Source organism: Vibrio sp. RC2502 (genome assembly GCF_054850435.1).
On sequence record NZ_CM141453.1, the window covers coordinates 1301968 to 1322742 of the forward strand.

Genomic DNA, 20775 nt, shown 5'->3' on the forward strand with positions numbered 1-20775 from the left:
GGTCTTTCTAATTCTGAATCACTAAAAAGTGATTAGAAGTTCGCAGAGCGAGGTGTACGTGGGAATGGGATCACATCACGAACGTTGCCCATGCCTGTTACGTAAGAGACTAGACGCTCAAAGCCTAGACCAAAGCCTGCGTGTGGCACAGTGCCGTAACGACGTAGGTCACGGTACCAGCTCATGTGTTCAGGGTCGATGCCCATTTCACGCATACGTGCATCTAGAACGTCTAGACGCTCTTCACGCTGAGAACCACCGATGATTTCACCGATACCAGGTGCTAGAACGTCCATCGCAGCTACAGTCTTGCCATCGTCGTTCATACGCATGTAGAACGCTTTGATGTCTTTCGGGTAGTTCTTCACGATTACTGGCGCTTTAAAGTGCTCTTCAGCTAGGAAACGCTCGTGCTCAGAAGACATATCGATACCCCATTCAACTGGGAATTCGAACTCGCGACCAGAATCCAGAAGGATTTGGATCGCGTCAGTGTAGTCAACTTGTGCAAAGTCAGAAGAAACGAATTGCTCTAGGCGAGTGATCGCTTGCTTGTCGATACGCTGAGCGAAGAACTCAAGGTCATCGCGACGCTCTTCAAGTACTGCTTTGAACACGTACTTAAGCATGTCTTCAGCCAGTTTCGCTACATCGTCTAGTTCTGCGAACGCAACTTCAGGCTCAACCATCCAGAATTCTGCTAGGTGGCGGCTTGTGTTTGAGTTTTCAGCACGGAAAGTAGGACCGAAAGTGTAAACCTTGCTTAGTGCACAAGCGTAAGCTTCCGCGTTTAGCTGACCAGATACGGTTAGGAACGTTTCTTTACCGAAGAAGTCTTCGTTGTAGTCCACTTTGCCAGCGTCTGTGCGAGGTAGGTTTTCCATGTCTAGCGTAGAAACGCGGAACATTTCACCAGCACCTTCTGCATCAGAAGCCGTGATTAGTGGCGCAGAGACCCAAAAGTAGCCTTGCTCGTGGTAGAAACGGTGAATTGCTTGAGATAGGCAGTTACGTACACGTGCTACCGCACCGATTACGTTAGTGCGCGGACGTAGGTGCGCAACTTCACGTAGGTACTCGATAGAGTGACGAGTTTTTGCCATTGGGTAAGTTTCAGCATCTTCAACCCAACCTACAACTTTAACGTCAGTTGCAGCCAGTTCGAAGTCCTGACCTTGCGCAGGAGACTCAACAATCTTACCAGTTACTTCAACAGAGCAGCCAGTCGTTAGCTTAAGCACTTCATTGTCGTAATTATTAAGATTATTAGGGACCACGGCCTGAATCGGGTCGAAACAAGAGCCGTCATATATGGCAAGGAAAGAGATTCCAGCTTTGGAATCACGACGTGAACGGATCCAGCCGCGAACAGTTACTTCACTGTCTACTGCTAGCTTACCGCTTAGTACGTCTGATACAGGCGCGTAAGTCATGTTTTAAATATTCTCCATTGAGGTAAAAATTCAACTCAACACTTATCAAAGTGCTTGTCTCAAAACATTTTTGTTTAAAAAACAAGCGAAGCATTGAGTTGGATAGAATTTTACAGATTCAATGGGACATATTACCCGTCAATTCGTCAGCTTCAACCTTTATATTCAATTTGGACGCGAGAAATTTCCTATTTATTTGCCCTTTGTTGCTCAGAAAGGGTGAATTGGTTAAGTAATTGCTCTAAACGCTCAGAAAGTTCTTCCAAATCGACACTGATATCCCGTGTATGAGAGGCAGATTGAGACGTGTCGTTCGCGTGCAAAGTAATCACGTCGATTTTCGATTGAATGTGCTTGCTGACATCCGAGGTGGTTTGAGTTTGCAGTTGGATGTTTTCTGCGTGTTTCAGCACTTGATGCATCTCGTCTACAACATTGTGCATGGTTTCAGACAGCGCTTCGACATCCAGTGAACGTTGATGAGCAAATTGACAAACATGATCGACCGACGACAGGGACTCTTCGCTGCCTTGCTGAAATTGGGAAATGATGCTTTCAATGTTGCTGGTGGCTTCGGCGGTACGTGAGGCCAGATTTCTCACTTCATCGGCAACGACTGCAAAGCCACGACCTTGCTCTCCGGCGCGTGCCGCTTCGATTGCTGCGTTTAGAGCGAGTAGGTTAGTTTGTTCGGCGATGCCTTTAATTACACCGAGTATTGAGGAAACTTCTTCGGTTCTCTGATTTAGAGACGTAATCTTCTCACGCACTTGTTCAATGTTGCTGACTAAGCTCTTGATGTCTTCGCTGACATTGTGTGCTTGGCTGGCGCTGTTTGCAGCTACGTCAACGGTGTGGTTTACCAACGTCGTTGCGTTGATTGTTGCTTCTTCAACCACGACTTGCTGCTGCAACATATCAATAATGTTGTTTTGCACTTCATTGGTTTCTAATTGCTGATTGTTTGCTGCTTCATCAGTGGATTGAGCAACGTCGGTGAGACGACCCGCAGACCCTGCTAACGAGTGGGAGGTGTCTTGTACGCGCTCAAGACTTTCCGAAACGGTATCCATAAAGGAATTAATAGACTGGGAAAGTTGGCCAACTTCGTCATTTTGTTTATGGACAAGTCTCTGGGAGAGATCTTTGCTGGCACTCACGTTCGACATAAAGTGCGAGGTTTTTTGAATTGGTCGCACGATGATCTTACGAATCAATCCCATGGTGATGAGAAAACCAACCAACGCAATGGCAGACATGATGCCCATCGCGTACATCGCTTGTTTATTGATCATCGAACTCACGTGGTTCATGTTGTATTCCAAGCGAATAGCACCCAATACTTCACCCTCTGGTGCGACATGGCAAGAAACACAATTGGTGCCGCGATAGTTTTGGCTCGATTTCATTGGCAGCGCCACAACAATGCCTTTGCCCCAGTCTGCAGTAATTGGTTCTATCACTAGCTCACCCGCTAGTGCACGCTGATCAATTTCATCAATAGGTTGCTGATTGGCTTGCCCTGCACCGTACAGCTTTGTAACGGCATCGGCACGTAGCACTCGAACTTGCTCAATACCTTCTTGAGCGAGTGCTTTTTGTCGCAGCGTTTCCTTTTGAGACATGGTGCCAGTGAGCATCATCATGTTCAGACTATCGAAGTAGTTGCTGGCTTTGTCGTGCAGTTGTTCACTAAGAACATCATTTATCAGCGTTTTTTGTTGATAGTGTTGGTACGCCGTCGACGCAGCGAGAACACAGCTAAAAACGACAATTAACGCGAGCAGGAGCTTAAAGGTAATAGTTGAGCGCATATTTTTATAAGTGTAATTGGAACGAACTGCACAATATTAGTCTTCTCGCATAGGTTGCGCGATGAGCGAAATGAATGATTGTGACCCTACACATGTTGGGGATATGTAATTGTGATGTGAGTGCTGTGTAATCAAATGTTTGGCGCATGACAAAAATGCGACGCTTTGGTGTGCGTGATGGCAAAGAGGTCAGGAATAAGCGGCAGTTTTTGCTACGCTTGTATGGGGTAACGCTTGTCTCTTGGCAGCGAATTCCTTAGTATTGCCTGTCTTTTTTAAAGCCTGAGAATCAAGATGAAAACAGAATTGTACAAAGAGTTTATGTTCGAAGCGGCACACCATTTGCCACACGTACCAGAAGGTCACAAGTGTGGTCGTTTGCACGGACACTCTTTCCTTGTTCGTCTTTATGTAGAAGGTGAAGTTGATCCACATACAGGTTGGGTTGTGGATTTTGCAGAGATAAAAGCTGCATTTAAACCAATTTACAATCGCTTAGACCACTACTACCTAAACGACATCGAAGGTCTAGAAAACCCGACCAGCGAAGTGTTAGCAAAATGGATTTGGCAACAGCTAAAACCAAACCTACCGCTACTAAGCAAAGTAGAGATCAAAGAAACTTGTACAGCAGGTTGTATCTACAAGGGTGAATAACCTTCGTAGTAATCCCATGTTCAATAACAAAGGCAAGCCTATCGCTTGCCTTTGTTTTATCTAGCGTTTGGTTATTGAGCGTTTAACCAAGCGGGTGACGCATCAACCACTCTTTTTCTTGCTCGCCATAAATGGCTTTTTCTGTGTTGGTAAAGCCACAAGCCAAGAAAAAGTCGAGTGCACCTTGATGGCTATTTGGTACCGTCACGCAGAGCGAGGTGCTCTCTGGGTCGATGGTATATGCGTACACAAACAGTTTTTTCAGCGCCTCTGCACCAATACCTTGGCGTTGAAAGCGGCGATCAATCATCAAATAATTAAGGCCCAACTCATGCCGCATTGCAAAAGGAGCATGCTGAGCAAAACCTTTATCAATGATCAGGTAGCCAACGGTTAGGTAGTCCGAATAAATAGTAAAAAATACTTCTGACTTGTTTCGCTTTTGGTAAGCCTGTTCAAACGGCTTGGCAAATCCTATTTGCTCTTCCTGCACGTCCAATTGCATCAAACTCGAAAAATCTTTCAGTTTGGTTGGTTTAATAGCAATCATGGTTTCAATCACGAGTGGGTGGTGGATGGTCTCACCACCTAACAAAAATGTACGAACGTCTTTAACTTTCATCCAGTTATAGACGCTAGTGATACCCAAATCACTTCGCACACTTAGCGCGAATGCATTATGAAGTCATTTGGGTATCAGCTAGTTTAAGTAACTCGCGGCATTAAGAAAAGCTAGAAATGCAGAGGATAGAAGTAACCTTGATGAATGTAGGCTCCTAACGTTGTGAGTAAGTGAGCACTATCTGCGGTTTCGACGCCTTCGACGATGACTGTGCAGCGGTAAGTGTTTCCCATCGCAATCAACTGACGCAGCGTTTCCACTTTCTTATCATCCGACTTTAAACCAATCACAAACTCCCGATCTATTTTCAAATAATCTGGATTGATTTTGCTGATAAGTGACACGTTGTTGTTGCCAGTACCAAAGTCATCAATGCTGATTTTGCAGTTCAGTAATTTTAGTTTCGCGACGTTGTCGTAGATCTCGGAGGTGTAGTACATGGACGCGTTCTCCGTGATTTCGATGGTCAGTAAACGGCAGTCTCTGCTCGCGAGTTCTTGATAAAGAGTCGAGAAGTTTCTACCTCGTAGAAGAGAAGGGCACACATTGATGCTGATGGGCACCAACAAAGTCGGCTTTTTGGCGTAAATTGCTCGGATCACCAAGATCGTGTGGATCAAAAGCAGTCCATTGCTGATGAGTGTTTCGATGAACCTTTGGGTGTTCTTCACTTTGAATCGAGAAAGGGCTTCGTAGTGAATATTTTGCTGCGTTGAGGTGTTGTAGATCGGTTCGAGCTTGATATGAAATTCTCGAATAGCGAACAGATACGTGATGAACGCTTGTAGCGACCGATGCCTTAGTATCACTAAAAAGAACAGGCTCAACAAAATGATGCTCTTCAAAGGTCCTGAGATGTAATACACCTCTTTATAGCCTGTATCTTTAATTTGATAGTGAAAGTATCGCCCGTTGGTATTACCAATTTCGAACGATGTACCTGTGTTGGTGTAAAGCTTCATCCCTGAAAGGAAAAAGCGCGAGATGTGGCTCTCCACGTTATTCTGTAAGTTGATGTTTTTCACACGAACTAAAATGGTGGCGTTGTTGATGTCGAAGGATTGAGTCGTGTAATTGCTGTTATCGCTCCACTCGTTGAACGCTTTTTGGCTGACGGGAACCACCGCCTCTGGAGTGACCAAGCAGCGGATATTAAAGCGATCCAACATCATGCTGGATTCAACGAGCTTTACGTTATCAAACAACCCTTTTAGTTGGTCTTCATCAGCATAGCAACTCATCTGAGACAGGCTGTCGGCAATGTCCAATGCGCTATCTAAATAGTTGTGTTTCACAATACTGTTGATGGCGTAATAGCAGACCGAGAAAAAGATAGCTGTAGTAACCAGCAGCACCCAAGCGATGTCGGTGTATATCCTTTTATTCCGCAAGCAAATACGAAGGGCTTTTCTGACGCTGTTTTTCGAGTGTTGGTTGATTCTCTTTTGTTGATAGATGCCGCTTTGGTGAGTATGTAGCATGGTAAAAGGGATGAAATATCCCGTCCTGTGAATGTTTTCTATGATGTTTCTCGTGGGAGAAACGTGATCTTCCGTGAGCTTGCGAAACTTCTTTCTCAATGCTGCCACCGCGTTTTTAAATCCATTTTCTGGCAAAGCCATCTTGTAGTGTTGAGTGATTTTTCTCTCAATAACGCGCTGACTGATCGGCGCATTTAAACTGCCGTAAGTAGCAATAGTTGAAAGAATGGCATACTCATTTGAACTAACAGGGATGGCGTGGTGGAGTGTGTTATTGATCTCTAAAGAAATGTCGTTTTCGGACAAGCAAACGCAGATTTGGTTTCCAAGTTCAAACCTAATCATGTGTTGATAAGCTCCAATTTAAATTTTGGCTACGTTATCAATAATGAGAAGTGAAGGGTGTGATTTTGTACGGGGATATCCTAAACATTTGGATATAGTAACAGTTTTAGTTTTTTTTATGAGCTACAGCGAGAGTAGGCTCTGACTGTTTTTTAGCCGAGACAAACAGAAATATCGGCAGGAATAAGGCAATGACGGGTGATGCTTCAAATGCGTCTGCATGTGCGTACCTCATCGTATTTTAGATAAAAAAAGCCCGAGTATTCACTCGGGCTTATCGATATCTTTTTTATAACGAGACGATTAGCAAATCACTTTGATCGCTAGACCGCCTTGAGAAGTTTCGCGGTATTTCGCGTTCATATCTTTACCAGTCTCTAGCATTGTTTCGATAACTTTATCTAGAGATACAGTAGGAGCAGAAGAACGACGTAGTGCCATACGAGTTGAGTTGATCGCTTTTACAGCTGCGATACCGTTACGCTCGATACATGGAACTTGAACCTGACCTGCAACTGGGTCACAAGTTAGACCTAGGTTGTGCTCCATCGCGATTTCTGCAGCCATACATACTTGCTCTGGGCTACCACCCATAAGCTCTGCAAGGCCAGCCGCCGCCATAGAACATGCCACGCCAACTTCACCCTGACAGCCAACCTCTGCACCAGAGATTGACGCGTTGCGCTTGTAAAGACCACCAATTGCACCAGAAGCAGCAAAGTAACGGATGTAATCTTTTTCAGTCACGGTTTGGATGAACTTGTCGTAGTAAGCCAATACTGCTGGGATGATGCCACAAGCGCCGTTAGTCGGTGCGGTAACAACACGGCCACCGGCTGCATTCTCTTCGTTTACTGCGAAAGCGAACATGTTTACCCAGTCAACAACAGACATTGGGTCGTTCGTTGTTTTCTCAGAAGTAAGCAGTTGCTGACGAAGTGCTGCAGCACGACGAGGTACACGTAGTGGACCAGGCAGGATGCCTTCTTCGTTCATACCGCGATCCATACATTCGCGCATCGTGCGCCAGATGTTCGCGAAGTAAGTACGAGTTTCTTCGTCTGAGTGAAGTGCTTGTTCGTTCTTCATCACCAGCGCGCTGATAGAAAGACCGCTTTCTTTACACTGGTTAACCAGCTCTTCAGCTGTTGTGAACTCGTAAGGAACCTTGATTGGGTTCTCAGCTTCTTTACCGAAGTTCTCTTCATCAACGATGAAGCCACCACCGATAGAGTAGTAAGTTTTTGAGTACACTTTTTCGTCATCAATCCAAGCGTGGATTTGCATGCCGTTTTCGTGCAGCTCAAGGTTCGTTTTGTGGAAGTTCATTCCACCTTCACGTGGGAACGATACTGTATGACAGTGCATGCCAACAGGAAGGCGCTCAGTTTCTTCTACGCGAGCGATGAAGCCCGGAATAGAATCGATATCAACTTTCTCAGGGGAGTTGCCCGCAAGACCCATGATGATAGCAATATCTGTGTGGTGACCTTTCCCTGTCAGTGATAGTGATCCATAAACGTCAACGGTGATTTTAGTGATGTCGCGCAGTTTTCCCATTGCACGAAGATCATCAATAAACTCTTTACCCGCTTTCATTGGGCCTACAGTGTGTGAGCTTGAAGGACCAACACCGATTTTATAGATATCAAAAACACTAATCATATCGATTACCTCAGAAGAAAGCCTCCCAAGGGGAGTTGGGAGGCTTAATTTTATCGTTATATTTTTGGATTAATCATTCTGTTAAAAACAGGGATGATTAAAGAGCGCCGTAGATTACAGAAGTAATTGCTGCAAGACCACAGATTGCTGTGAAAATTTGCACAGGTGCTGAAGTTTTGTACTTCGCCATTGCTGGAACTTTTTGCATCGCGAATACAGGCATCAAGAATAGGATTGCCGCAATCATTGGCGCGCCCATTGTTTCGATCATGCCTAGGATGCTTGGGTTAACGATAGCCACAATCCAAGTAGTGATAACGATGAACAGTAGAGAACCTTTTTCGATCTTGCTTACTGGAGATTGTGAGCGAGATTTGATTAGACCTACTAGACCTTCGTGTGCACCTAGGAAGTGACCGAAGTAGCTAGAAGTGATCGCCGCGAATGCAACCAATGGACCCATGTATGAGATCAGTGGAGATTCGTGGATGTTCGCTAGGTAAGAAAGTACAGAGATGTTTTGTTCTTTCGCAGATGCTAGTTGCTCTGGAGATAGAGAAAGTACTACAGAGAATACGAAGAACATAACAAAGCCCATTAGCATCATCGCTGCACCACCAGTGATCATGTCTGTTTTCTTGTAAGCTTCGTCGCCGTATTGCATGCGTTGCTCTTTAGAGAACTGAGAAATGATTGGGCTGTGGTTGAATGAGAATACGATGATAGGAATTGCTAACCAAACGATAGTTGGCATTGCAGCCCAGTCTGGAGCCACTTCAATCATAGACGTGTTCCACTCAGGGATTAGGTAGAAAGACAACGCCAATAGGATGAACACTAGAGGGTAAACCATTGCTGAAGTTGCTTTCAGCATCAGTTCTTTACCGAATACTACGCCTGCTGTCATTGCTGCGATAAGCGCACCAGAAAGTAGCCAGCGAGGAATCGATTCCATGCCCATTTGGTTAACTAGGAAAGAGTCAACCGTGTTTGTGATACCAACACCGTAGATAAGTACGATTGGGTAAATAGCGAAGAAGTATGCGAACGTAATAAGGTTTGCGCCAGTTTTACCGAAGTGTTCTTCTACTGTGTCAGTGATGTCTGCTTCAGGGTTCTTAGCTGAAAGAACGAAGCGAGCTAGAGATTTGTGTGCGAACCAAGTCATTGGTGCCGCGATTAGAGCTAGGATTACTAATGGCCAAAAACCACCCGCACCAGCTTTAATAGGAAGGAAAAGTACACCTGCACCTACTGCCGTACCGAACAGAGACAGACACCAGGTGAAGTCTTTGTAAGTAAACTTACTAGACGATTGTGCGGTAGAAACCGCAGAAGTAGTTGTATTCATTTTTGAGTTACTCATTTTGGGAACAGGAAATAAGTCGCGGGCAATTTTGCAAGATTTTACACTAGGAAAATTAGATCTAAATCATGTATTGCTCGTGCTTATTGAATGATATGTCAAAAACCTGCTTTTTATCACGAAAATGATGTGCTACTCGTGATTATTGCTAATGAGTAAAATTAGAAAAACTTATCAATAGGGCGATTTGTATAAATTTATTTCACCGCAAGCGTTTGCGGTGAAAATGGCAAATTAATCTAATGTGAATGAATGTTTATGAAGTAACGTTTTATTAATATTGATGCACATAATGATCGCATTGGTCGTATGATCATTATCGAATGAAAGAGGAGAGATTTAGCCGGAAATGATGTGCTTTTGCATCGACTCAATGATCTGCGCCGTCATGCCCCAGATGAAATGTTGACGATATGGGATAGCAAATACACGATGACTGCTTCTTTTTAACTCAAACTTACTGCTGTAGAGCTTATTTGGGTTCAAAATATGGTTGGCTGGTACCTCAAAAACCGACTCGACCTCATTTGGGTCAATATGCGTTTTGTAATCTGGAGAAATAAAGGCCAAAAATGGTGTCACATTAAATTGACTAATCGTTGGCAGTTTTGGCAACTGACCGAACACATGAATGTGTTTATCTTCTATACCGACCTCTTCATTAGTCTCACGAAGCGCCGTATTCACCAGATGGATATCTTCGGGTTCAAACTTACCGCCAGGAAAGCTGATTTGCCCTGGATGATGCCGAAGATGTTCGGCTCGCTTGGTCAAAATCACTTGTAGGCCTTCAGGTCTATCCACAAAACCAATCAGAACCGCGGCGTCTCGAAGCGGTTTACCTTTCATAAAATTCAGGCGGGCAAGAGACTCCTTGTGATACCCCGTCGGAAGATGAAATTGAAAGTTCTGCAGCAATTTTGTTTTGTCGATAACCAAACCGAATCCCTAATTTTCGTGCCTACTCATTATTATACACCCAAGATAATAACCCTAAACTCCGGAAGCGAGCATGTTTGAGTGAGAAAATGAGTGGCGAGTGCGCTCCGCTTCATTGTTGATAAAACAGTAAGCTCAAATGTTAAAGGAAAATCGCTTCACATCTAGGCAACCTTTTGCTTTGTGCTTTGTGTCTCACTCTGCCGAAGCATATTGATTTGAAACTTATAGGGTTATACACCATTCTTATTTTTAAGGCGTTGCAATGAGGTTGGTGTTTGCCAATGAAAGGGATAATCTTTACCGAGTTCATGGAGTTAGTGGAAAGCAAATTTGGACTTGAAGTGCTTGACCAAGTGCTCGAACTTTCCGATGACGAAGGGGTATATACCTCTGTCGGCAGTTATGATCACCGAGACTTAGTCAAACTGATCGTCAATCTCAGCAAAGTTTCTGATATTCCCCCAGAGCAGTTACAAGAAGTGTTTGGTGAAAGCGTATTTTTGAACCTGCTACGCTCCATTCCCAGTCATGCAAGCTTGCAGCAGTGCGACAATACCTTTCAATTTGTTCGACATGTAGAAAGCTTTATTCATGTAGAAGTTAAAAAACTTTACCCAGACGCCAATCCGCCTAAGTTCGATTTTATCAGCGAAACACAGTCAGAACTGGTGTTCGACTACCATAGTGCAAGGTGTATGGCGCATGTTTGTTTGGGGTTGCTCAAAGGCTGTGCTGCACACTTTGGACAGGTCATTCATATTACGCATCAAAACCAAACTGAAGACGGAAGCCAAGTTCGATTTTGGTTGGAGGCACAATAAGAAGAGTATGACGGGTAACTCCTCATTAGAAAGGAAACTCAAACGAGAAATCGCCTCAAGAAAGGCGGCAGAACTGCTTTTAGAGCAAAAAAGTTATGAGCTCTACGAATCGACGCAAAAATTGAGTGTCGCGTTAAAGAAGCTAGAACTTCGATCGGAAAGCGATCTGCGCAAGTTTGAGTTTGAAGAAAAAATTGATGCCACGCTTATTCGGTTTGGACGGACATTCCTTTCCAGCACTTTCGACGAGACAATGATTGCCAGTTTTCTTGAGCAACTGACGTCCAATTCTGTTATTACCGCTTCGTATTTATACCTTGATCCTGTCCAACTCACTTCTTTGCGTCGTCATCATTTCGGGCATTTGGATCTAAAAAGTGACAAACCTATCGCTCGAACACCCAATTGGCAGAATGAGGCGCTACATTTACCCATCATCATTGATGAGCGAGTCGTTGGCGAACTGATATTTTCAGTGTCGTTGGAACAAATTGAGCAAGCTTTTATCTCCAAACAAATGGAACTGGTTTCTGATTTGGTTCACGGCGTGATCAGCCGTCACCTCAGCCTTGAACGTGAAGTCGAGTTAAGAAAGCGAGCGGAAGAGTCAGAAAAAGCGACGAAAGAGTTTGTCGCAATGATTAATCACGAGTTAAGAACGCCACTTAATGGCGTACTCGGCAGCGCAGAGCTGTTAAGCAAAACTCAGTTGGGAGAAGATCAACGGCAATATCTCGGTAATTTGATTCAGTCGGGCGATTTACTTCGCGTCATCATCAACGACTTGCTCGATTTCAGCAAGATGAATGCTGGCATGATGGAAATTATCGACAAGGTTTTTGCGTGGGATGATCTCGAAAAAGCCATTACGGGCGTATTTGCGGCGAAAGCGGCAGAGAAGCGCATTCATTTTTCTATCGACAAGAAGTTAGGCATTCCGGAGTTTCTGATTGGCGATTTAGAACGAATCACCCAAATCTTAGTCAATCTGATTGGGAACGCGATCAAATTTACCCATTTGGGCGGCGTGGTCTTGCGAGTCGAGTGGGTAAACGGCACTGCGTTTTTTGAGGTGGAAGATACCGGGATTGGGATACCGTTAGCGGCGCAAAGTTCGTTGTTTGACCCTTTTGTACAAGTTGACCGCTCGGCAAAACGCAGTTTTGAAGGCTCAGGTTTGGGCTTAGCGATTTGTAAGAACCTCGTGGATTTAATGCAAGGTGAGATCAGTTTCGAAAGTGAAGAGCGCAAAGGTACAACCTTTAAAGTCTCCATCCCTTTAAAAGAGGGGCAAGCTCAAGGTGCTGCGTCGGGTGAGTTGGCTGTTGTCGAACGAAGCGACTTAGCTGGGCGCTCGATATTGGTAGTGGATGATATCCGAATGAACCAAGTCATTGTGACGCAGATGCTGAAAAAGCTCGACATTACTCCTGATTTAAAAGCCAATGGTTTGGAAGCGCTAGAAGCGGTTAAAAACAAAGATTACGAATTGATATTTATGGATTGTCGAATGCCGGAAATGGATGGTTACGAAGCAACGGCTCACTTGCGACAAAAAGGCTTCGACGGTCCAATCATCGCCTTAACAGCAGGCACAACGATTGAAGAACGTCAAAAGTGCATTGATTCAGGCATGGACGACATCCTCACTAAGCCGTACACCGCAACCGATATTGAACAGATTATGTGTAAGTGGCTAGAGCAGTAGACGCTGCCACTGACTCTTAAAAAACGGATGCTTGTTGGCTAACTGCTAAACACTAAAGTACATACAAACAACGCTCACAAAAACGCCTCCGTACTGGAGGCGTTTTGACTTGTTTTCGTCCGAAACCTACGATTGCAGCGCTGGCAAAATCTTTGAAAGCTTATCCAACGTTTCTTGATATTCAGAGGCACAATCGCTATCTGCAACGACGCCGCCGCCAGCCCAAGCGTACAGTTTGTGATTTTCCGCTACGAGAGTGCGGATGGTGATGTTGGTATCCATACGACCATGGCGAGAAATGTAGCCAATACTGCCGCAATACGCGCTGCGTCGATGTGGCTCTAACTCTTCAATGATCTGCATTGCGCGAACTTTAGGTGCGCCGGTAATTGAACCGCCCGGGAAGCACGCTCGTAGCAAATCTGCAGGAGAATATTGCTCGTCCAAATTCGCACGAATGGTGCTCACCAAATGATGCACGGCAGGGAAGCTTTCAATATCAAACAGCTTGGGCACGTGAACGCTACCCGGTGATGCAACTCGACCAATGTCATTACGCAGCAAATCGACAATCATCAGGTTTTCTGCCTGATCTTTTTCCGCTGTCTGCAAGTCATGGGCATTAGCGTTATCTTGCTTTGGATCTTCGCTGCGTGGGCGAGTACCTTTGATTGGTTTCGTTTCAATGACGCGATCTTTGAGTTCTAAAAAGCGCTCTGGAGAGATACTCAAAATCGAAGACTCAGGCATGCGGATAAACGCTGAGAATGGCGCTTGGTTGGCGGACTCCAATTTCAGATACGCTTGCCACTCGCTGCCTTGATACGGTGCGTTAAAGCGTTGCGCCAAATTGATCTGATAGCAGTCACCGCTCAACAAGTATTCTTGCACCTTGTCAAAGCGAGTGGCGTAGCTCTCTTTCGTCATGTTTGACTGCCAATCGCCAGACAGAGCGAAGTCTACACTTTGCTCCGCTTCTTGTTTGTCTAACCATTGCCAAGCTTGCTCGATATTCTGACCGACTAAGCATGCTTTTTTAAGCTTGTGGTCAACAACGACGGCCCATTCATACAGACCTACCGCCATATCAGGCGTGTTGAGATCCTTTTCGGCCTGTTCTGGCATTGTTTCTACGCGTCGACCTAAATCGTAACTGAAGTAACCGAGCGCTCCGCCGACAAAAGGCAAATCCAATTCTTTATTTAACTCAACGTGAGGAAGCCACTGTTCTTGCAACTGATGAAGCAGCGTGAATGGGTCATCTTGAGTTGAATAGGCATTCGATGGCGTTTCAACTTGTGTGCTGTCGGCAATGGTTTCTAACGTTGCAATTGGGTTGGCAACCAACACATCAAAGCGACTATCGATATGCGTTTCTGATGCAGAACGCAGCAACATCGCCCAAGGCTGGTGTTGAATGCGAGAAAAGAGGTGAAGAGCAAACTCTGGTGCGTATTCCAGCGCTTTAAAATCAATGAATTGATTGTCCATGTTGTTCATTTGTGTAATTTGTGACAAAGAGATCGTTCACTGCATGGCATGTCATGGGCAGCAAGAGTATCATATTCCTCTGTATAGCCAAACTCCCACTATTCATAGAGTTTTGAGATGGTTTACAAGTAGGCGACTTCAGCGTTTCGTGTGTCGATATCAGCCGTTCGACAATTGTTTATAAAAAAACGAAGCTCAAAAGAGCAATAAGCTCAACAAACACGATTGAAGCCAAGCCAATAATGGAAGCATAACTATAACGAGGCATGTAATGACGGTAATACGCAAGCAGGATGTAATCAGCAGTGTCGCTGATGCGCTACAGTATATTTCTTACTACCACCCGCTAGACTTTGTTCAAGCTCTTGAAAAAGCCTATCACCGCGAAGAGAGTCAAGCCGCGAAAGACGCGATTGCTCAGATCCTAATTAACTCCCGAATGTCAGCAGAAGGTCATCGACCAATTTGTCAGGATACTGGCATCGTGACGTGTTTCGTCAACATCGGTATGGGCGTGCAATGGGACTCAACTGATATGACGGTTCAGCAGATGGTAGATGAAGGTGTCCGACAAGCGTATACGAACCCAGACAACCCGTTGCGTGCGTCAGTACTTATGGATCCTGCCGGTAAACGTATTAATACCAAAGACAACACGCCTGCTGTCGTACACATCAACATGGTACCGGGCGATAAAGTTGAAATTCAGATCGCAGCGAAGGGCGGCGGTAGTGAAAACAAAACTAAGATGGTGATGCTAAACCCATCTGACGATATTGCTGAGTGGGTAGAGAAAACGCTACCAACAATGGGCGCGGGCTGGTGTCCACCAGGCATGCTTGGCATTGGTATTGGCGGTACGGCTGAAAAAGCAGCGGTATTGGCAAAAGAATCTCTAATGGAACACATCGATATTCAAGAGCTTATCGACCGTGGTCCACAAAACGCAGAAGAAGAGCTTCGTCTTGATATCTTCAATCGCGTGAACAAACTTGGTATCGGCGCGCAAGGCCTTGGCGGTTTGACGACGGTTGTCGACGTTAAGATCAAAACTGCGCCAACGCACGCGGCTTCTAAGCCTGTTTGTTTGATCCCGAACTGTGCGGCGACTCGTCACGTACACTTCACGCTTGATGGCAGCGGCCCAGCAGAGCTAACGCCACCTAAACTAGAAGATTGGCCAGACATTACTTGGGAAGCGGGCGAAAATACGCGTCGCGTAAACTTAGACACGATCACTAAAGAAGAAGTACAAGAGTGGAAGACAGGCGAAACCGTTCTTCTATCAGGTAAAATTCTGACTGGTCGTGATGCGGCGCATAAACGTATTCAAGGCATGCTAGATAACGGTGAAGGTCTACCTGAAGGCGTAGATCTAAACGGTAAGTTCATTTACTACGTAGGTCCTGTCGATGCAGTTGGTGATGAGGTCGTTGGTCCTGCTGGCCCAACAACATCAACGCGTATGGATAAATTCACCGATATGATGTTAGAAAAAACCGGCATCATGGGCATGATCGGTAAAGCTGAACGTGGCCCTGCAACGGTTGAATCTATCAAGAATCACAAAGCGGTTTACCTAATGGCTGTTGGTGGCGCTGCGTACTTGGTAGCGAAAGCGATCAAGAAAGCTCGCGTTGTTGCATTTGAAGATTTAGGTATGGAAGCGATTTACGAATTTGAAGTTGAAGATATGCCAGTAACAGTGGCTGTAGACTCAAATGGTGTTAACGCGCACCAAATCGGTCCTGACACTTGGAAAGTGAAAATTCAAGAGATGGAAGCATAAGGCAAAAGGCAATCTTACATTGTCTCAGTAGAGAGAATGTGACAAGGTGCTGATTTACCTAGCAAACATTTGACAAAAGTGCAGCGAAAACTGCACTTTTTGTCTATATAATGTAGATATAAACCTTAGGGCATAGCAATCAAACGTTATGCGAACAATAATTAGGAGACGGCATGCCTCGTTTTATTCAGATTCTACAAATTATTCTTGCTGTAGTGGTTGGTGGCTTTGTTGGCTACGACTTGATTCTTCACGGTATCAGTATTTTTGATGAAAAATACGTCACCATCACTTGTGTGCTTTGGTTTGTTCTTGAAATCGCACTCTTTGTTATCTACAAGCTGATTGAAGAAGATTAGAACATTAAGCCTCTAGTTAGAATATATAAGCCTCTGAAGTGATTCAGAGGCTTTTCCGTTTATAGGCAGCAATATTTTACACTTATCGAGTTCAGCACTAGATTGCAGATTTTGTTCATCTTTGATTAAGGTTGGTAAACTTAGACTCGTGATACTCAAGTTACTTCTATGGAAGCGTTGGGGATAAAAACTGGTGAGATAAATAAAAACTATGAAAAGAATAAAGCAAGAAGTGAACGACTTTATCAGCCGTGGTATGGATTCTAATGTAAGAATTGCGGTAACTGGGTTATCCCGAGCGGGTAAAACGGCCTTTATCACGTCTTTGGTTAATCAGTTGCTTCACACCGCCACTCACGACAATCTACCTTTATTGACCGCCGCGAGAGACAAACGCCTTATTGGTGCAAAGCGTGAACCTCAAACCAATATGATGGTTCCTCGCTTTGCTTACGACGAGGCGATGAGCCAGATTCATGCGAACCCACCACAATGGCCAGTGCCAACGCGTGATGTGAGCGAAATTCGCCTAGCTTTAAAATACAAACCAAAGAAAACGACCAAGAAGCTGCTCAGTAAAACGGCGGTTCTCAATGTTGACATCATCGACTATCCGGGTGAATGGCTATTGGACTTGCCTTTGCTCGATATGAATTTTTCGAGTTGGTCTCAAACGCAGTTTGATGCGCTGAAAGGCAAACGCAAAGAGTTAGCTCAAGCATGGCTAGCTGAACTCGAACAGATTGAGCTCAATGCGGATGCAGATGAAAAACAGCTAGAGAAAGTGGCTCACGCTTACACGGATTATCTCCATGCTTGTAAAGATGCTGGGCTACACTGGGTTCAGCCAGGGCGATTTGTGTTACCAGGAGAGCTTGCTGGTGCACCGGTGTTGCAGTTCTTTCCTTGTCGATTTGAATCGGAAAGCAAAGCGCCTAAAGGCAGCAACTTAGCCATGTTGGAAGCGCGTTTTCATGAATATCAGCAAAAAGTCGTGAAAGCGTTTTATAAGCACCATTTTGCAACATTTGACCGCCAAATTGTGCTGGTGGATTGTTTACAGCCACTTAATGCTGGCGACGAGGCGTTTTATGATATGCGTCAGGCTCTTGAGCAGATCATGCACAGCTTTCGTTATGGTCGCAGTAGCTTTTTGCGTCGTTTGTTCTCGCCAAAAATAGACAAAGTGCTATTTGCCGCCACCAAGGCCGATCACGTGACACCAGATCAGCATCCGCACCTTGTCTCTCTACTGCAACAAATGGTGCACCCAGCATGGCAAACCGCTGCTTATGAGAACATTGAAATGAGTTGTATGAGCATTGCTTCCATCCAAGCGACCACTTCAGGGTTTATTACCTCAGGCGACAAAACCATTTCTGCGTTACAAGGTACGACCTTAAACGGTGAGCCAATGACGATGTTCCCAGGAGAGGTGCCGAAGAAGCTACCCAATGCCGCCTATTGGCAAAACAGTGGTTTCGACTTTACTTCCTTCCGTCCTATGCCGTCAGCAAGTGATGAACCGATGAAACACATACGTCTAGATAAAGCACTGGATTATCTGCTAGGAGACAAATTGAAATGAGCGAATTGAAGCAGAAACAAATTTTCTCTGAAAAAGCACTAGAGAAAGAGCAGCAATCGGATTCACCAGAGTTAACGGCGCAAAAGACATTCAGTGAAAAAGAAACTTTTATACCAGTAAAGATAGAAGAAGATCGAATTGAAACCGAACAAGAACTGCAACTTGAACATGTGATTCGTCCTCGGCCAGGCAGAAAATGGCTCGCAACCGGCGTGTTTGCTACTTTTGCCGGATTGGTCGGGTGGCAGGCTGTGGACTCAGTTGTCACTGCGGTGCAAACGGCTGACTGGCTAGCATTAGGTTGGGCGGGGTTCATGACTGCTGTGGCATCATTGGGGCTAGGTGCCATCGGTAAAGAACTCTGGAAACTACGTAAATTAAGAAATCATTTCAGCATTCAAGAAGAAGCCGAACTGCTCGTTCACAGTGACAGTGTGGGTAAAGGCAAGGTGTTTTGCGAAAAGGTGGCGGAACAGAGTGGTGTATTAGCAGAGAACCCAGGCTTTGATCGCTGGCAGAACAGCATTAACCCAGCACACAGTGATGCGGAAATCCTTGATATGTACGATTCTATGGTCGTTAGTCAACAAGACAAGCTCGCTACAAAAGTGGTTTCTCAGCACGCGACTGAGTCTGCTGCGCTAGTTGCGGTAAGTCCACTCGCCGCCGCTGATATGTTGCTGGTGGCGTGGCGAAACTTCAAAATGATCGATAACTTATCCAAAGTGTATGGCGTTGAATTAGGTTATGCTTCGCGCATCAAGCTATTGAGAGCGGTATTCGTCAATATGGCAGCGGCAGGCGCAAGTGAGTTAGCCATTGACGCCGGTATGGATTTGATGTCGATGGATCTTGCTGGCAAAGTTTCTGCACGTGCAGGGCAGGGACTCGGCGTGGGGATTCTTACTGCGCGTTTAGGATTGAAAGCGATGGCCTTACTGCGTCCGCTTCCTTGGTATCCTGATCGCCAAGTCAAACTCGGGACTATCCGCAAGGCCGTGGTGGCGAAAGTTGCATCAATCACGATGAAACCATAACGAATATCACCTTTGACCGATAGGATTGCTTGACGCCAATACAAGCTTGATAGAAACTACTGTCAACTTTTCCTGACAGTTGTGAATTGGGATATTTTCAGTGCGTCTTGAAGTCTTATGTGAAGATAGACTCGGTCTTACCCGAGAACTGCTCGATATTTTAGCGTCCAAAAGTATCGACTTACGTGGTATTGAAATCGATATCAGTGGCATCATCTATTTAAATTGCCCAGATATTGATTTTGATACTTTTAGTGAGTTGATGGCTGAAATCCGCCGTATTCCGGGGGTTAAAGACGTACGTAAAATCCAATTTATGCCAATGGAGCGCCACAACACTGAGCTGCTTTCGTTGGTTGATAATTTGCCGGACCCGGTTTTTGCAATCGACCTCAAAGGTGCTGTCGATATGGCGAACATGTCTGCTTTGTCGCTACTCGGCCTGCATAAACAAGAAGTCATTGGCACTCAGATTGGTGCGTTATTACCAAGCGTCCGTTTCTCTCGTTGGTCTGAAGGCGTGAACGCTCGTACTCGTGAAAACCTAGTCATTGATGGGTTGGATTACATCTTAGAGCTCATGCCTGTCTATATCAGAGACGAAGCGCAGAATTCTACGCTTGCAAGCACTTTGATGACGATTCGAACAAGCCAGCACGGCACGCAAATCGAAGAAAGACTACCGTTGCATAATCCATTGGGTTTTGAGCACTTCGTAGGAATATCAAACCGACATAAAGCCTTGATTAATCAGGCTAAGAAGCTTTCTGTTCTGGATCAACCGCTACTAATCGAAGGTGAAACAGGTACTGGCAAAGAAATGCTCGCAAAAGCCTGTCATAGTCGTTCAAGCCGTGCGAGTAAACCATTCCTTGTGTTGAGCTGTGCATCCATGCCAGATGACGTTGCAGAAACCGAGCTGTTTGGCCATGCGCCGGGTTCATTCAATCACGAACAAGGCCACAAAGGTATTTTTGAACAGGCAAATGGCGGTACGGTATTTCTTGATGAAATTGGTGAGATGAGTGCTCATCTGCAAATCAAACTTCTTCGTTTTCTACAAGATGGTAACTTCCGTCGTGTTGGTGCAGAAGATGAAATGCATGTCGATGTTCGCATTATTGCTTCGACAAAACATAACCTTGCTGAGCTTTCTGAAGCGGGTATGTTCCGTGAAGATTTGTATTATCGCCTCAATGTACTGACGCTAAGCATCCCTCCACTGCGTAAGCGCTCTAATGATGTGGCACCTTTACTGGATTTGTTCGTGACAAAACACGCGCAGCAGCTGGGTATCGATAAGCCGGAGCTGGATGACGGTTTGGTTGATGCTCTGGCCAGCTACCAATGGCCGGGTAACATGCGTCAGCTAGATAATATGGTGTTGCGAGCGCTAACAGAAATGGATGGTCATTTACTGAAAGCCGAACATTTTAATTTGCCACAGCCACAGTCAGTTGGCGGGGGCAGTGCAACGCTTAATATTGATGGTTCTTTGGACGAGATCATGCGTGATTATGAATCCCAGGTGTTGGAGCGTTTGTACCAGTCGTTCCCGTCAAGCCGTAAGTTAGCGAAGCGTTTGAACGTATCGCATACGTCTATTGCGAATAAGTTACGTGACTATGGGATTCGTAAGAATTAACGCGGGTAATCA

Annotated in this window: 16 protein-coding genes; 8 read left to right on the forward strand and 8 right to left on the reverse strand. The window is 45.2% G+C overall.

The genetic code is table 11. The annotated features are described in order from the left end of the window. Positions 1 to 32: 32 nt before the first annotated feature. Together asnS and ACYJZR_RS06080 are read right to left on the reverse strand one after the other, a co-directional pair. Positions 33 to 1433 (reverse strand): asparagine--tRNA ligase, encoded by a 1401-nt coding sequence (gene asnS / locus ACYJZR_RS06075; RefSeq protein WP_005458036.1) that lies wholly within the window; start codon positions 1431 to 1433, stop codon positions 33 to 35. A 188-nt stretch (positions 1434 to 1621) separates the two neighbouring features. Beyond that, positions 1622 to 3247, reverse strand: a complete 1626-nt coding sequence (locus ACYJZR_RS06080; RefSeq protein WP_025533449.1) for a methyl-accepting chemotaxis protein — start codon at positions 3245 to 3247, stop codon at positions 1622 to 1624. 294 nt (positions 3248 to 3541) lie between these two features. On the opposite strand from ACYJZR_RS06080, the gene queD reads away from it, so the two are divergent. Further along, positions 3542 to 3904 (forward strand): 6-carboxytetrahydropterin synthase QueD, encoded by a 363-nt coding sequence (gene queD, locus ACYJZR_RS06085; protein ID WP_005494779.1) that lies wholly within the window; start codon positions 3542 to 3544, stop codon positions 3902 to 3904. Between the two features lie 82 nt (positions 3905 to 3986). On the opposite strand, the gene ACYJZR_RS06090 is transcribed toward queD, so the two are convergent. The 5 genes from ACYJZR_RS06090 to ACYJZR_RS06110 form a co-directional block, all read right to left on the reverse strand. Then, complete coding sequence (locus ACYJZR_RS06090; protein WP_021447722.1) at positions 3987 to 4454, reverse strand: GNAT family N-acetyltransferase; 468 nt, start codon at positions 4452 to 4454, stop codon at positions 3987 to 3989. A gap of 182 nt (positions 4455 to 4636) precedes the next feature. Further along, a complete protein-coding gene (gene tpdA, locus ACYJZR_RS06095; RefSeq protein ID WP_461715846.1) occupies positions 4637 to 6352 on the reverse strand; it encodes a cyclic di-GMP phosphodiesterase TpdA in 1716 nt (571 codons plus the stop codon). A gap of 303 nt (positions 6353 to 6655) precedes the next feature. Then, on the reverse strand, positions 6656 to 8017 hold the full coding sequence (locus tag ACYJZR_RS06100) for an L-serine ammonia-lyase (RefSeq protein WP_005483216.1): 1362 nt from the start codon (positions 8015 to 8017) through the stop codon (positions 6656 to 6658). A 97-nt stretch (positions 8018 to 8114) separates the two neighbouring features. Next, positions 8115 to 9368 (reverse strand): serine transporter, encoded by a 1254-nt coding sequence (locus ACYJZR_RS06105; protein ID WP_005458812.1) that lies wholly within the window; start codon positions 9366 to 9368, stop codon positions 8115 to 8117. A gap of 354 nt (positions 9369 to 9722) precedes the next feature. Further along, complete coding sequence (locus ACYJZR_RS06110; protein WP_005458814.1) at positions 9723 to 10322, reverse strand: CoA pyrophosphatase; 600 nt, start codon at positions 10320 to 10322, stop codon at positions 9723 to 9725. A 284-nt stretch (positions 10323 to 10606) separates the two neighbouring features. On the opposite strand from ACYJZR_RS06110, the gene ACYJZR_RS06115 reads away from it, so the two are divergent. Together ACYJZR_RS06115 and ACYJZR_RS06120 are read left to right on the forward strand one after the other, a co-directional pair. Further along, the gene (locus tag ACYJZR_RS06115) at positions 10607 to 11146 is read left to right on the forward strand and encodes a heme NO-binding domain-containing protein (protein WP_015296942.1); all 540 of its coding nucleotides are present in this window, start codon (positions 10607 to 10609) and stop codon (positions 11144 to 11146) included. Between the two features lie 7 nt (positions 11147 to 11153). Beyond that, a complete protein-coding gene (locus ACYJZR_RS06120; RefSeq protein WP_029795935.1) occupies positions 11154 to 12854 on the forward strand; it encodes an ATP-binding protein in 1701 nt (566 codons plus the stop codon). A gap of 126 nt (positions 12855 to 12980) precedes the next feature. Here ACYJZR_RS06120 and pabB read toward each other — a convergent pair whose 3' ends face one another. Further along, the gene (pabB, locus tag ACYJZR_RS06125) at positions 12981 to 14345 is read right to left on the reverse strand and encodes an aminodeoxychorismate synthase component I (protein ID WP_406965837.1); all 1365 of its coding nucleotides are present in this window, start codon (positions 14343 to 14345) and stop codon (positions 12981 to 12983) included. Positions 14346 to 14616: 271 nt separating this feature from the next. Here pabB and ACYJZR_RS06130 point away from each other — a divergent pair, with 271 nt between their 5' ends. From ACYJZR_RS06130 to tyrR, 5 genes are all read left to right on the forward strand, one after another. Next, positions 14617 to 16134 (forward strand): fumarate hydratase, encoded by a 1518-nt coding sequence (locus tag ACYJZR_RS06130; protein ID WP_005376905.1) that lies wholly within the window; start codon positions 14617 to 14619, stop codon positions 16132 to 16134. A gap of 173 nt (positions 16135 to 16307) precedes the next feature. Further along, positions 16308 to 16493, forward strand: coding sequence for a hypothetical protein (locus ACYJZR_RS06135; RefSeq protein ID WP_005458825.1), 186 nt, complete (start codon positions 16308 to 16310; stop codon positions 16491 to 16493). A 211-nt stretch (positions 16494 to 16704) separates the two neighbouring features. Next, complete coding sequence (locus ACYJZR_RS06140; protein WP_021453018.1) at positions 16705 to 18081, forward strand: YcjX family GTP-binding protein; 1377 nt, start codon at positions 16705 to 16707, stop codon at positions 18079 to 18081. Continuing rightward, on the forward strand, positions 18078 to 19118 hold the full coding sequence (locus ACYJZR_RS06145) for a YcjF family protein (RefSeq protein WP_025536247.1): 1041 nt from the start codon (positions 18078 to 18080) through the stop codon (positions 19116 to 19118). Before ACYJZR_RS06140 ends, ACYJZR_RS06145 begins: the two co-directional genes overlap by 4 nt. A 100-nt stretch (positions 19119 to 19218) precedes the next feature. Beyond that, positions 19219 to 20763 (forward strand): transcriptional regulator TyrR, encoded by a 1545-nt coding sequence (tyrR, locus tag ACYJZR_RS06150; protein WP_005494791.1) that lies wholly within the window; start codon positions 19219 to 19221, stop codon positions 20761 to 20763. Positions 20764 to 20775: the final 12 nt, after the last annotated feature.